Source organism: Lysobacter sp. CC-YZS074, from assembly GCF_056739745.1.
Map to the genome: position 1 here is coordinate 1104814 of NZ_CP200301.1, position 13514 is coordinate 1118327.

The 13514-nt window shown below is 69.1% G+C and carries 14 protein-coding genes, 1 pseudogene and 2 riboswitches; of the genes and pseudogenes, 11 read left to right on the forward strand and 4 right to left on the reverse strand.

Annotation, left to right across the window (positions count from 1 at the left end; genetic code table 11):
* Nucleotides 1-71: 71 nt before the first annotated feature.
* Nucleotides 72-183: riboswitch (glycine riboswitch) on the reverse strand.
* A riboswitch (glycine riboswitch) is annotated at nt 184-278 on the reverse strand.
* A 424-nt stretch (nt 279-702) separates the two neighbouring features.
* A complete protein-coding gene (locus tag U8331_RS04890) occupies nt 703-1122 on the forward strand; it encodes a VOC family protein (protein WP_481132491.1) in 420 nt (139 codons plus the stop codon).
* 156 nt (nt 1123-1278) lie between these two features.
* Here the strand turns inward: U8331_RS04890 and U8331_RS04895 are convergent, their stop codons facing one another.
* Complete coding sequence (locus tag U8331_RS04895) at nt 1279-2172, reverse strand: pirin family protein (RefSeq protein WP_481132890.1); 894 nt, start codon at nt 2170-2172, stop codon at nt 1279-1281.
* A gap of 197 nt (nt 2173-2369) precedes the next feature.
* Nucleotides 2370-2873 carry a hypothetical protein gene (locus U8331_RS04900; RefSeq protein WP_481132492.1) on the reverse strand — a complete coding sequence of 168 codons (504 nt, stop codon included), beginning with the start codon at nt 2871-2873 and terminating at the stop codon, nt 2370-2372.
* Between the two features lie 175 nt (nt 2874-3048).
* Between U8331_RS04900 and U8331_RS04905 the strand changes: the two genes are divergently transcribed.
* From U8331_RS04905 to ygiD, 6 genes are all read left to right on the forward strand, one after another.
* Nucleotides 3049-3816, forward strand: coding sequence for a histidine phosphatase family protein (locus U8331_RS04905; protein WP_481132493.1), 768 nt, complete (start codon nt 3049-3051; stop codon nt 3814-3816).
* Nucleotides 3813-4718 carry an NAD(P)H-hydrate dehydratase gene (locus U8331_RS04910; RefSeq protein WP_481132494.1) on the forward strand — a complete coding sequence of 302 codons (906 nt, stop codon included), beginning with the start codon at nt 3813-3815 and terminating at the stop codon, nt 4716-4718. Before U8331_RS04905 ends, U8331_RS04910 begins: the two co-directional genes overlap by 4 nt.
* Nucleotides 4719-4871: 153 nt before the next feature.
* Nucleotides 4872-5648 (forward strand): FHA domain-containing protein, encoded by a 777-nt coding sequence (locus U8331_RS04915; RefSeq protein WP_481132495.1) that lies wholly within the window; start codon nt 4872-4874, stop codon nt 5646-5648.
* A 34-nt stretch (nt 5649-5682) separates the two neighbouring features.
* On the forward strand, nt 5683-6264 hold the full coding sequence (locus tag U8331_RS04920; RefSeq protein WP_481132496.1) for a metallophosphoesterase family protein: 582 nt from the start codon (nt 5683-5685) through the stop codon (nt 6262-6264).
* 114 nt (nt 6265-6378) lie between these two features.
* Nucleotides 6379-6696, forward strand: coding sequence for a hypothetical protein (locus U8331_RS04925; protein ID WP_481132497.1), 318 nt, complete (start codon nt 6379-6381; stop codon nt 6694-6696).
* Between the two features lie 135 nt (nt 6697-6831).
* On the forward strand, nt 6832-7695 hold the full coding sequence (gene ygiD / locus U8331_RS04930) for a 4,5-DOPA-extradiol-dioxygenase (protein ID WP_481132498.1): 864 nt from the start codon (nt 6832-6834) through the stop codon (nt 7693-7695).
* A gap of 163 nt (nt 7696-7858) precedes the next feature.
* Here the strand turns inward: ygiD and U8331_RS04935 are convergent.
* A pseudogene (locus U8331_RS04935) lies at nt 7859-8623 on the reverse strand (OBAP family protein); the annotation flags it as partial.
* Nucleotides 8624-8733: 110 nt separating this feature from the next.
* Here U8331_RS04935 and U8331_RS04940 point away from each other — a divergent pair.
* Complete coding sequence (locus U8331_RS04940) at nt 8734-9165, forward strand: DUF2178 domain-containing protein (RefSeq protein WP_481132499.1); 432 nt, start codon at nt 8734-8736, stop codon at nt 9163-9165.
* 49 nt (nt 9166-9214) lie between these two features.
* On the forward strand, nt 9215-9370 hold the full coding sequence (locus U8331_RS04945) for a helix-turn-helix transcriptional regulator (RefSeq protein ID WP_481132891.1): 156 nt from the start codon (nt 9215-9217) through the stop codon (nt 9368-9370).
* Nucleotides 9371-9866: 496 nt separating this feature from the next.
* On the opposite strand, the gene U8331_RS04950 is transcribed toward U8331_RS04945, so the two are convergent.
* The gene (locus tag U8331_RS04950) at nt 9867-10340 is read right to left on the reverse strand and encodes a hypothetical protein (protein ID WP_481132500.1); all 474 of its coding nucleotides are present in this window, start codon (nt 10338-10340) and stop codon (nt 9867-9869) included.
* A 509-nt stretch (nt 10341-10849) separates the two neighbouring features.
* Here U8331_RS04950 and U8331_RS04955 point away from each other — a divergent pair.
* Together U8331_RS04955 and zorA are read left to right on the forward strand one after the other, a co-directional pair.
* On the forward strand, nt 10850-11554 hold the full coding sequence (locus U8331_RS04955) for an ASCH domain-containing protein (protein ID WP_481132501.1): 705 nt from the start codon (nt 10850-10852) through the stop codon (nt 11552-11554).
* A gap of 79 nt (nt 11555-11633) precedes the next feature.
* Entirely contained in the window at nt 11634-13514 is a 1881-nt protein-coding gene (zorA, locus tag U8331_RS04960; protein ID WP_481132502.1) for an anti-phage ZorAB system protein ZorA, read from the forward strand.

Consider the following 13514-nt stretch of genomic DNA (forward strand, 5'->3'; position numbering starts at 1 on the left):
CGTTCCGGCCCACCGGCCTCACGGCCGACGGGCGCTTGCGGGCGGGTAGCTCGCGCCACCGGACTACCCAATCGCCCCTCTGTCCTTTTGCCTGAGAGTTCGGAAGCGTGCTCCGTGACGGCAGCGGGGGAGGGTCGCTTCGTGCACCTTCGGCGCCGGATTGAACCGGTCTCTCCAGAGTTGTCGCAGCCGGTGGTACGGGGGCCTGAGCGATTACGGGCGTTGCGCCTTCGGCAGCGGCCTCGCACGGGGCGGACCGCTTCTCCCACCGACTGGGAATCACCCGGCGATTATACGGCCGGCACCGGGCGGAGCGGGATGGAGCCTCCCGTCAGGCGGGCTTGCCGGGCTCGCGGGGTTCCGCCAGGTTTTCCCTGCGAAACGGCTCCCGGCTCCATGCAGGGCCGCCGCCCCAGGCCTTTGTAGGAGCGGCTTCAGCCGCGATCGTGGAATAGTCCGCCCGCGCCGACTTCCGATCGCGGCTGAAGCCGCTCCTGCCCCCGAAGGAAGTCCCCTTGGGGGACAAGAGCCCGTGCCCTTCGTTGCAGGAGCGACGCAAGTCGCGACCCGCCGACCATTGGAGACCATGTACCGGTCGCGACTCACGTCGCTCCTACAGCAGACCCACCACGGGCACCATGAAAGGTCTCCCGGGTTCAACCAGATATTCCAGCCACCACGCACCCCTGCACGAGGCCCGCCATGCCCCAGCCCCCGTTCACCCTCCGCCAGATCGACCACGTCGTCATCCGCGCCCGCGACCCCGCCGCGCTGCAGGCGTTCTACTGCGACGTCCTCGGCTGCACCGTCGAGCGCCGGCAGGACGCGATCGGCCTCGTCCAGCTGCGCGCCGGCGCCTCCCTGATCGACCTGGTCGACGTCGACGGCAAGCTCGGCCGCATGGGCGGCGCCGCGCCGGACGCGGAGGGCCACAACATGGACCACCTGTGCCTGCGCATCGACCCGTTCCACCGCGACGCGATCGTCGACCACCTGCAGGCGCACGGCGTCGCGGTCGGCGAGTTCGGCTCCCGGTACGGGGCGGAGGGCGAGGGACCGTCGCAGTACCTTCGCGATCCGGAGGGGAACGTGGTGGAGCTGAAGGGGCCGCCGGCGGGTTAGGTGGTGTGTGGGCAGGCCGATATGCGAATCGGCGGCATCGTTTCGATCAGGTGGGCAGAGCCCGACGTTACGGGTCGCCGCCGGACAGTGCGGGTCGTCGTGGGGCAGAGCAGGCGCGTAAGTCGACCACCAGATCTTGTGGCGCACGCCCGCCCCTCACGACATCGGCTCGGGCGGCGTCCTCTCCGGATCCCCCGGCAGCGGGATGAACTCGCCATCGTCGAGGTCGGGCAGCTTCATCCGGCCGGCACGCCAGTCGGCCTTCGCCTCTTCGATGCGGTCCTTCGAGCTGGACACGAAGTTCCATTCGATGAACCGCTCGCCCAGCGGCTCCCCGCCGAGCACCATCAGCAGGGTCGGTTCGCAGGCGGTCAGCGCCGCGGGGCGGCCGGGACTGAACACCAGCATCCGGCCCTCCCCGTGCCGCTCGCCGCCCGCCTCGATGCTGCCGCGCACCACGTAGGCGGCGCGCTCGCGGTGTTCGTCGGGCAGGGCGAAGGTGGCGCCGGCGGCCAGCTCGCAGTGCAGGTAGAACATCGGCGAGTGGGTCTTCACCGGCGACACCAGCCCGTACGCGCTGCCGGCCACCAGCCGCCCGCGCACGCCACCCTCGTCGAAGCCCGGCAGCGCGCCGGCGTCGTAATGGTCGAACGCCGGGTCGGTCTCCTCGTCGGCCCGCGGCAGCGCCACCCAGGCTTGGATGCCGTGCATCGGCCCGCCGTGCGCGCGGGCCTGCTCGAAGCGCTCCGAGTGGGTGATGCCGCGGCCGGCGGTCATCCAGTTGACCTCGCCGGGGCGGATCGGCTGTCCGGACCCGACGCTGTCGCGGTGCATGATCTCGCCGTCGAACAGGTAGGTGACGGTCGACAGGCCGATGTGCGGGTGCGGGCGCACGTCGACGTCGTCGGGGATGCCCGGCGCGAAATCGGTCGGGCCGATGTGGTCGAAGAAGATGAAGGGCCCCACCATGCGCCGTCTGGCGAACGGCAGTACGCGCCCGACTTCGAAACCGCCAAGGCTGCGGCGGCGCTGCTCGATGACCATGTCCAGCATGCGCGGACTCCTCGGCGGTGGGGATGTCCCGAGGATACGAGGATGGCCCGGGGATTTCCCGGCGCCGCGGCCTTGGTAGGAGCGGCTTCAGCCGCGATCGGGAGTCGGCCCGTACGAACGATTCCACGATCGCGGCTGAAGCCGCTCCTGCAAAGACTCCGCCCTGGAGGGGCGGAGCCGGTTGGTCAGCGGGCTCAGCGCCCGTCGCGGTCGGCGTCGCCGGGCATCGCGCGTTCGACGCGGTGCCACGCCGCGCGGGTGGCGTGCTTCGCGTCGTCCCAGTCCAGGCGGGAGTTGCCGCGGTTGCGCTCGTAGTCGCTGCGCACGTCGCCTTCCACCTCGTCGAAGCCGCGGCCGTCGTAGCGGACCCGGCCTTCGTAGCCGGCGCGGTACGCGGGGCTGTAGTCGTCGTAGGTGTAGTCCGAGCGGACGTAGGACTCGTTCTGGTAGTTGTCGCGCCAGTAGGCCTCCTCGACGGTCGGGTTGACGCGCTCGGCCACGCCCTTGCCGGCCAGCCCGCCGGCCACCGCGCCCACGGCCGCGCCGACCGCGGTGCCCACCGGGCCGGCCACCGAACCCACGGCGGCGCCGGCGACGACACCGCCGGCCGCGGCGCCCACGCCGGTGCCCACGGGGTGCGCGCCCGGCGTGCCGCTGATCGGGTCGCGGTTGGAATCGGGAGTGTGCTTGTCGTTCATCGTGGTTCTCCTGCTCGGCGGGGATTCGCTCGTGCACCCACGATCGCAGCCGGGGAGGCAACGCCGCGTATAGGGAACCTCTACAACCCGTTCGGCCGGCCGGGCTGCGCACTGCTTCGCGCACCTTTGACGCAGGGCCGCCGACGCTGCAGGCCACCCCGCACCGGTCCGCCGCATGGCCCGCCTGAAGCACACCGACTGGCCCGACCGCCTCTGGATCGTCCGCCACGGCCAGAGTGCCGGCAACGTGGCGCGCGACGAAGCCGAATCAGCCAGCGCCCACCTGATCGACATCGCTACCCGCGACGCCGACACCCCGCTGTCCGACCTGGGCCGCGAGCAGGCCCGCGCACTGGCGCGCTGGTTCGAGCGGTTGCCGGCGCAGCAGCGCCCCACCGTGCTGATGACCTCGCCGTTCGTGCGCTCCCGGCAGACGGTCGATGCCGTCGCCGCCGCGCTCGGAGTCGATGGCGGCGACATCCTCGTCGACGAGCGCCTGCGCGAGAAGGAGTTCGGCGTGCTCGACCGCTACACCGTCGCCGGCATCCGCGCGACGTTCCCGGAGCTGGCCGAGCAGCGCAGCCACGTCGGCAAGTTCTACTTCCGTCCGCCCGGCGGCGAGAGCTGGTGCGACGTCATCCTGCGCCTGCGCAGCGTGGTCGAGGTGCTGCGCCGCGACCATATCGGCGAGCGCGTGCTGATCGTCGCCCACCAGGTCATCGTCAACTGCTTCCGCTACCTGCTCGAGTGCATGGACGAGGCCGAGATCCTCGCCATCGACAAACGCGCCGACGTGCCCAACTGCTCGATCACCGAATACGCGCTCGACCGCGGCGACCCCGACGGCCGCTTCGAACTGCAGGTCGCCAACCTCGCGTTGCCGCTGATCGAATCCGGCGCACCGGTCACCACCGCCGCCGACACGCCCGGCGGGCCGAAGTGAGTCCGCCGGCGCGGAAGCGGGCGGATGCACCGGCCGCGAAGAAGATCAGCGCCACCCTGCTGCGCGGCTGGCCGTTGCCCGACCCGGACGACAGCGACAGCAAGGAGGACCGCGGCCGCGTGCTGGTGATCGGCGGCAGCCGCCAGTTGCCCGGCGCGGTGCGACTGGCCGGCACCGCGGCCTTGCGCGCGGGCGCCGGCAAGCTGCAGGTCGCCACGGTCGCGGAGCTGGCGCCGGCCTTGGGGCTGGCGGTGCCGGAGGCACGCGTGGTCGGCCTGCGCAGCGACGCCCGCGGCGGCATCACCCGGCTGGACCGGCAGGTGGTCGAACTCGCCGGTCGCGCCGACGCCGTGTTGGTGGGCCCCGGCATGGAGTCCGGCGCGGCCACCCGGCGGCTCGCGCGCCGCCTGGTCGAGGCTGCCGCCGCGACGCTGGTGCTGGACGCCGGTGCGCTGGACATGTCGGCGGTACGCGCATCGGGCCAGCGGCGCGGCGACGCCGGCATGGTGCTGACCCCGCACCTGGGCGAAATGGCGGCGCTGCTCGACGTCGAGGAAGACGCCATCGCCGCCGCTCCCGCCGCGACCGCCCACGCCTTCGCCCGCGAGTGGGGCGTGGTACTCGTGCTCAAGGGGAGCACGACCTGGATCGCCGCACCCGACGGCCGCCTGTGGGTCAACACCGCCGGCAGCGTCGGACTCGGTACGTCCGGCTCCGGCGACGTGCTGGCGGGTGTCATTGCCGGCCTCGCCGCACGCGGCGCGACGCAGGAGCAGGCCGCCGCCTGGGGCGTGTACCTGCATGCACAGGCCGGTGCGCGGCTGTCGCGGCGGATCGGCAAAATCGGGTTCCTCGCACGCGAGATCGCCGGCGAGGTGCCGGCCCTGCTGCCGTCGCGCTGAACGCACCGGTTGCCGGCCCGGGTGGCCGGTTGCGTTCCTGTCATTGAGAGCCGGCGCCGGCTGCCGGTCGTCACGACGGCTTGTCACGCGCTCGGAAAGACTCGCCGACGGTGGCGCCGCGGCGCCGGCACGTCCAACCCACAGGGGGTTCCGATGAAACTGGTCTTTCCGGGCGGGGAACACCCGCAGGTCCTGCTCGACCCCGGCGTCAACCGGGTGGGGTCGGACCCGCACGGACAGGTGGTGCTCGACCGCCCCGGCGTCAGGCCGCGGCTGTGCCAGCTGCACGTCACCGCGCAGGGCGTGATGCTCGACGTGGCCGCCGGCAGCGCGGTGCGGGTGAACGACCGCCCGGTCGACGGGTTGATCGCCCTGCGCCCCGGCGACGTGGTCGACATGGCCGGCATCCAGGCCCGCCTGGCCTCGCTGGGCACGGTGGCCGCCAACGATGCGCCGGACGACACCGCGACCGTCGCCCCGGCCGCCAACGACGACCTGGGCGCCACCACCGTCCGCCCGGTCGTGCCGCAGTTCGTCCTGCGTGGCGTCGCCGGCAGCGTGTTCGGCCGCCACGTACCGGTGCGGGGCACCGTCACCTTCGGCCGCGCGCCGGAATGCACGGTCACCGTCGACGAGTCCGGCCTGTCGCGGCTGCATGCGCGGCTGCTCGCCGGTGACGGCCGCCTGGTGTTCGAGGACCTCGGCTCCAGCAACGGCAGCTTCGTCAATGGGCGCCGGGTGTTGCGCACGGAAGTCGGCGACGGCGACGAGATCGCCATGGACAGCCTGCGCTTCCGCGTGGTGTCCAACGTCCGCGTCGAGACCGCGCCGGCCGATCCCGCATCGCGTCCGGCGCCGTGGCGGTGGGCGGCATTGAGCGCGCTCGTGCTCACCGGGGTCGCGCTCGCCGGCGTGTTCATTGCGGGATGACCGGGGCGCGCCGCGCCGCGGCCGTGGCGACGCGATGCGCATCGGCCTGATCTCCGACACGCATGGGCTGCTGCGGCCCGAGGCACTGGCGTTCCTGCGCGGTTGCGACCACATCGTCCACGCCGGCGATGTCGGCAAGCCGGAGGTGCTGGCCGCGTTGCGGGACATCGCGCCGCTAACCGCCATCCGCGGCAACGTCGACAAGGGCGCTTGGGCCGACGCGCTGCCGGAGCAATGCGGCGCGGTCATCGGCGGGGTCGGTTTCTTCGTCCTCCACGACCTCAAGCAGCTCGACCGCGCGCAACTCGACGACGCGCCTCTCGACCCTGCACAGCTCGAGCGAGCGCATCCTGAGTTCGCGCATCCCGACGGCAGGCCGGATGAAGGCGTCCGCGTGGTGGTGTCGGGCCACTCGCACAAGCCCGCCGCCCAGTGGCGTGATGGGGTGCTCTACATCAACCCCGGCAGCGCCGGCCCGCGCCGCTTCAGCCTGCCGGTCACCGCCGGCGAGATACAGGTGGCGGATGACCGGCTGACGCCGCGCATCGTCCGGTTGCTCGACCCCGGACAACCGGAGTGGCCGGTGTCCCCCGAGGGAGTTCCCCCCGGACTGTAGGAGCGGCTTCAGCCGCGATCGTCAGTGGGCGCGAGCGGACGATGACCCGATCGCGGCTGAAGCCGCTCCTGCAAAAGCACGCAGTCCCATGCGAGAAAAACAGGACCTTTCGCGATGAATCCGCAGACCCTCGTCCAGCTGTTCCTTCCGCTCCGCGACAACGACGGCCACGCCTACCCGAAAGCGGGCTTCGACCGCGTGCGCAGCGAGCTGACCGGGCGTTTCGGAGGCGCCACCGCCTTCCTGCGTTCGCCGGCGGTGGGGGCGTGGGAGGACGACGACGGTGACATCCAGCGCGACGACGTGGTGCTGATGGAAGTCATGGTCGACCGGCTCGACCGCGACTGGTGGACCGCCTACCGCCAATCACTGGAAGCGCGCTTCGCCCAGGAGGAGATCCTCGTCCGCGCCACCCCCGTCGAGCGTCTCTGACCCGACGGCCACGAAAAGCCTCGCTGCCTCGCCCGGATTCCTTGGCCGAACGCCCGCAACACATCGTCCCGCCCGCTTCATCCCACCGCCGCCGCCCGCGGCGTACCGTGGCCGGGTCCGCCTCCGGAGCCACGCATGAAATCCACCGCCCTCATGCCTGCCGCCTTCCTCGGCCACGGCAGCCCGATGAACGCCCTCGAGCGCAACCGCTTCACCGAAGCCTGGCGCGCCTTCGGTGCCTCCGTGCCGCGGCCGCGGGCGATCCTGATGGTGTCCGCGCACTGGTACGTCAACGCCACCGCGGTTACCGCGATGGCGCGGCCGCGGACCATCCACGACTTCTTCGGCTTCCCGCAGCCGCTGTTCGACGTGCAGTACCCCGCGCCCGGGCTGCCCGAACTGGTGGAGGAGGTGGCCGACGTCGCCGAGCCCGACCACGTCGGTGCCGACCTCGACGGCTGGGGCTTGGACCACGGCACCTGGTCGGTGCTGGTGCACGCCTTCCCCGACGCCGACATCCCGGTGGTGCAGCTGTCGATCAACGCGCTGAAACCGCCGCAGTGGCACGTCGAGCTCGGCGCCCGGCTGTCGAAGCTGCGCGACAACGGCGTGCTGCTGATGGGCAGCGGCAACGTCGTCCACAACCTGCGCGCGATCGACTGGCAGCAACCCGACGCCGGCTTCGACTGGGCCCGGCGCTTCGACGAACACGCCCGACAGGTGCTGACCGAACGTCCCGGCGATGCCGCCTCGCTGGTGGCGCACCGCGACTACGCGATGGCCGCGCCGACCCCCGAGCACTTCCTGCCGGTGCTCTACCTCGCCGGCGCGGCCGCGGCCGCCGGTACCCCGGCCGACACGCTGGTGGACGGCTACGCGTTCGGTTCGCTGTCGATGACCAGCTACGGCGTGGGCACCGCATGCCCGGAAACGGCCGGAAACCTCGCCGGGTCCGCCCCGCTGTCGGAAGACGTGCCGGCCGACGAAAGCAACATCTGACCGGCCGCGCGGCTCAGTGGGGCTGGCCGTCTTCGGGGGCCGGCTCCGGTTGCGCCGACGGTGTCGACGCCTGCGATGCCGATTCCTGCGACGAGCCCGCCGCCGGCGCCGATGCGCCTTCCCCCGTGCCCCTCGTTTCCCGCGCCTCGGCCATCTCCGCCGCACCGGTCCTGTGGCTCACGCCGGGGATCTTCGTCGCGTCGGGGAAAAACTCCAGCAGCGCGTCCACGCCTTCCTGCGGCTTCGCCAGTTCCACCAGGTCGCGCCGGTCCATCCGCCGGTCCTCGGTGGAGATGTCCATGCGTTCGTCGCGCGCCTCCACCAGCCCCGGCATCGCCTCGCCCTTGCGGTTGAACGACCACGCCAGCGCCGCCGGGCCGAGCGGCATCGCGTCGCCGTCCTCCAGCCCGTGGCGCGTATGCCAGGTGTGCCAGGTCTTGCCGTAGCTGTTGATCTTGGAGCGCATCAGCGCCTTCTCGGCCACCGCCGGGAGCGACGGCGCCACCAACTGGCCGGACAGGATCTCGCCGTTGTGCGGGTGCCAGTACGGCCGCTCCTGCGCCGGCAGCTGCTCGAACAGCCGCTCGGAGATGATGTATTCCACGCCGGTCAGGTTGGCCTCGGCGCTGTTGCCGTCGAACAGCGAGCACTGCGCGAAGTCCTCGTTGACCTGGTGGCAGTAGTGGTGCGCCTCCATCTGCATCGCCGGGTCGTCCTTCATCGGGTGGAAGCCGACCAGGTACACGTCCATCTTCGCCAGCGGGCCGTCGTCCTGGATCGCCTTGGCGCCGATTTCCAGCACGTCCGTCTTCGCGGTCTCCTCCGCGCCGGGCGGGGTGACCGGTGGCGCGACTTCCTCGCTGCCATTGCAGGCGGTGGCGAGCAGGACCAGGGGGACGATGACGAGGGCGGCGGGCTTGGTTTTCATCCGGCGACCTTGCGACCGGCGCTGTCGACGCGGGGTCGAGAATGTCTGGAATGTTTGACATAGTGTAAAACATGTTTTACACAAGATCCGTCACCACACGGAGCAGTGCCATGTTGCCGAGAGAGCGTTTCGCCTGGGTCTGGCTGTCGGCCCTTGTCGTCATCTTCGGGCTGTACTTCACCGCCGTCGCGTTGGCGCGGCAGTCCACGCCCGACCTGTCCGTCGGCGCCCGCATCGGCATGCTCGCGGTCGCGCTCGGCGCGCTTGCGGCGGTGGTCGGCATCGACCGGCTGGTCGCCTGGCTGCGCGGCGGACCGCACCGCCACGCCAACGTCGACGAGCGCGACCGCCTGATCGAGCTGCGTTCCTCGGCGGTGGCCTACTACGTGCTGATGGCCGGCATGTGCGTGGTGGGCGTGATGATGCCGTTCGGCGCGCAGGGCTGGGAGATCGTGCACGCCGCGCTGCTGGCGATCGTCGTCGCCGAGATCGTCCACTACGGGCTGGTCGTGGTCGGCTACCGCAGGGGCTGGCGTGTCTGAGCGCCGCTTGACCAACGACATCCGCACGCTGCGGTTCCACGCCGGCGGCATGACCCAGACCGAGCTGGGCGAGCGCGTCGGCGTGACCCGCCAGACCATCGCCGCGGTGGAAGCGGGCAAGTACTCGCCCAGCCTGGAGACCGCGCTGCGCATCGCCGAAGTGTTCGGCCAGCCGGTGGAGGCCGTGTTCCGCTGGGATGCTTGACGCTACGCCTGCCCAGTGGCAGGTCATCCAGGCGAGCTCCGCTTCGTAAAAGTAGACGCCGTCGCAGCAGCAACACCGGCGCCCCTAGTGCGGCGGCTGCCACAAGCCGTGGCAATGCCGCCGCTGCAGGTGCCGTCATCGCCGCTGCATGCCGTGTGCGTCGCGTTCCGGGTGCGGCGGCTGCCGCGGCCCGTGTCGTACGCGGCGCTTTGATCGCCGCCGCCCGCACGCGTAGCGCCGTCATCCGCGCCCGGAGCGCGGCGTCCGGCACATCTGGCGTCGCGCGTGTCGGCCAGAGCGCTGCACTCCGCAGGTCCACCGCGGCGGATGGCGGAGTTTCCGGCGCCGTTGCCACTTCAACCGGCAACGATGGCGCTTTTTTCGGCACGCATGCCGCTTTTTCGCCCCACCGTCGCGCCGCCGGGGAGGCAATGAAAAAGCCGCCCGGAGGCGGCCTTGGGACGGCGGGCGGGCACGCGGCCCGCCGTGGCGGGGCTCACGCCGGTTCCGGCACGTCCTCGCTGTTGCGCGACGTCCGCGCAAAGCGGCTGCCCAGCTCCTTGCGCAGCCCTTCCAGCCCCTGGTTGCGGCCGGACACCTTCAGCAGCGCGTAGCCGTCCAGCGCGCAGCGCATCACGTCGCTGCCCAGCGCGGTTTCGGTGTCGGCGGCGCGCTCGGCAAGCCGCTGCAGGCGCAGCAACAACGGCCGCAGCCGGTCCAGCGCGGCCAGGTCGGCCTGCGCCTCGGTCAGCTTCAGGCTCGGCGGCACCACCTGCGGGTTCTGCTGTAGCACCGCCAGCGTCTGCCGGCAGAAGACCTCGGACTTGTCGCCCATCCGCACCAACTTGCGGCGCTGCTCGCTGGACATCGCCACCAGCCCTGACAGCTGCGTCTCGAGGTCGGTCAGCGCCTGCAACGACGCCGCCAGCTGCGCGTCGTCGAGAGTGAAATCGATGATGTTCTGGGACACTGCAAACTCCTTTGCATTCCATGTGTGGCGCCCGGACCGGCACGCCGTGCGTACCTGCAAATCCGTGGGTGCCGCTCCGAAGTAGGCTGCGTGGCCGGTGGTGACCGCCGGCTACGTAGTGCGGGTGGAGCGGGGCGAGTCTGGCGGGATGGAACGCGCCTGTCTGTAGGAATTTGCCGCATGAGCAGTCGGAGAAGATGTTCTCCTCAGCCAGCCCGCATGCACGAACACATCCCTGTTTCACCTCATGAACTTGCGCGCGGCACCATGGGGCTGGGTATCAGTGGCTCTCGTGTTCGAGGGGAAGCGGGATGCACGAGCTCGCCGGCGCGACGGGACCGCGACTGCTGCGGGCGGGAAGCACACCGCTTCGGGCACAGTGCTCTCTTGAGTGCGAGTTGGCCCCGCGCGTGCTTTTAGTGCGTCAGGCGGATAGCGCATCCGAGTTCCGTTCTCGTGCTTTGAGACGCAACGGACCGATCATCGGGCGAACGAAGCGGGGGAATTCCATGAAAGGATTGATCATCGACGAGCCATGGATCTCGAAGATACTTGCGGGCGAAAAATCCTGGGAGATGCGTACCCAAGCGACAGCCGTTCGAGGGCAAATTGCCTTGATACGCAAGGGAAGCGGACAAGTCGTAGGCGTCGCCACTCTGACAGGCAGTCGAGGCCCGCTTGGCATTCCGCAGCTTCGGGACAACTTCGCTCGTCATCGGGTTCCGATGGAAGAGTTTGAATCGGGCCGAGCGGCTAAGTGGACTGTTGCATGGGAGCTAGTCAATCCCAGTGCCTTGGCCAGTCCGGTGACCTACAAGCATCCGTATGGCGCGGTGATCTGGGTCAACCTGGATCCGGGTGTCGAGGCACAGGTACACGCCCAACTTGAAAAAATCGCCTTGAGCGTTGTGGCGGCCCAGCCAGAAATTGAGCCTACGAGCATTCCTGCTCAAAGGGCGGCACGGTTCCGAGCGGCCCCGGATCTTATGGTGCCCGTGGCTAACGACGGCACCTGGTTTGGTCCCCACCTGCTGCGAGCAGGCCAGTTCACTGTGGGAGAGAAAGGGGACGAGCAGAAGATCGACAGCTACGAAGAAGCGCTGAGTGCGTTGTCGGCCATGGGCACGGCGCGGTGGCGCCGGCCCAACGCGAATGGCAACTGGGGCATCGTCAGCGGCGTTCGATGGGTAGCGGCGAGGGATTTAGAAGCCTGACTGCCCATCCGCTCCAGAGCGCTTAGAATGGCAGTTCGCCGCTCTAAGGGGCGTGCAGGGGGCGGCAGGGGGAAGAGAGATGCAAGCACTGTGGGCCCATTTCACGGGCAACGTGTTCATTGGTGGGCTCAGCCTGGTGTCCATCGGGCTGCTGCTGCATTTCGTCTGGCAGTACGTGACCCGCGGGGTGCGCTTGCGCCGCCAATTGAAGCGGATCGCGCGGCGTATAGGGACCTTGGCAGGACGGCCTGCACAAGAGCTGCGAGGCGAACTGAGAACCCTCTTTGCCGGAACACACGTCGACCATGCTTGGCGGGAGTTCGATGACACCCTGCACGAGCAATATGAACTCGTGGGAGGAACGCGACGGGTAAGGGATGTCCGAGCGACCTTGCCTGCCGAGGCCTTCATCAATCTCGAGACAACGGTAGACCCGCGCATTGGTGCCGAATACTTCCGGCATCTGCCCGGACTGTTCACCGGTTTGGGCATCGTCGGCACGTTCACGGGGCTGATTCAGGGCCTGCTGGGATTCAAGCCCGACGTGGAAACGGAGGCCCTCAAGGTTGGGCTTGCCCAGCTCTTCGGGCACGTCCAAGAAGCGTTCCTCTTTTCTGCTGCCGCCATTGGCGTTGCTATGGCGGTCACTCTCGTTGAGAAGTGGCTGTACTCGTCGTGCGCAAAGTGGGTCGGCGAGATCACCAACGCTCTCGATGCCCTGTTCCGAGCGGGTGTTGGTGAGGAATATCTATCGGGACTGTTGCAGGCGTCCCAAGAGAACGCCACACAGACACGCCAGCTCAAAGAGAGCATGGTCGATGACCTCAAGGTCCTGCTGACCAACCTGACCGAGCGACAGATCCAGGCGACCCATCAACTCTCTGCGGATTTGGGACGCAGCATCGAAGGTAGCCTCAAAGAGCCCTTGGCCACCCTGGCCGAAACGGTTCGGCAAGCCAGCGGGCAGCAAACCAACGCAACCAGCGCTGTGTTGGAGAATCTCATGAGCGCTTTCATGGTGCAGATGCGCGAGACGCTTGGAGGGCAGCTAGGAGATCTGAGTGGGCTGATGCAGCAGACGGCGCAATCGATGACGCAGGTCGAAACGGCAATGCGGTCGTTGGTCGGAGATATGCAGCGTGCCAGCCACGAATCCACTGCTGGCATGCAGGTCGCTGTTCGCGACTTGATCGATTCCATGGCGAATCATCAGCGTCAGCAATCGGAAGTGATCAGCAGCAATACCGCCGGGCTTCTGGAACGTGTCGAAGCGACAGTGGGGCGGCTGGCCGAGCATCAGGAATCCATGGCGAGCGGCACTCGATCGGCGATGACCGAGGTCGCAAATGCCATGGAGTCGAGAGTGGCCTCGCTGACTCAGGCCAACGAGCAATCCGCGCAAGCAACCGCCCAGGCGATAACTTCTCTGGGGCAGGTCTCCAATGATGCGATCGCCGGGATGGGCGAGGGGGCTGCGGCGGTTACGAGCGCTGTCGCCGCGGTCCATCAGGCAACGGAACGCCTCGCGAACCTCACAGCCCAGATGGCGGGCATGCAATCCGGCCTGCTCCAGTCGGCACAACAGCTAACCCAGAGTTCGGGGGTGCTTGGTACCGCCAGCCAATCGCTTGTTACTGCAACGACTACCTTGGGAGGCACGACCGCACGGCTCGAAACCGTCGCTCAGGTCGCGAGCACCGAGGCTGATGTGCGAAAGCAGCTCCTGACAGATCTGAAGGCCATGACCGAGCAATCGCGAACCGCTGGCCTCGAGTTGGCATCTCTGTCGGAAGAAGTTCGTGATGCGCTGGCGCAGAACGTCGATTCGTTCGGCAACAGCGTTTCCAAAGTCCTGTCACAGCACTTGGCGGAGTACCAGAAGCAGTTGGGCGACGCAGTCGGCATGCTTAGATCTGCGCTGGAAGAGTTGGCCGAAGTAGCAGTCGAGACGAGAGCCTGA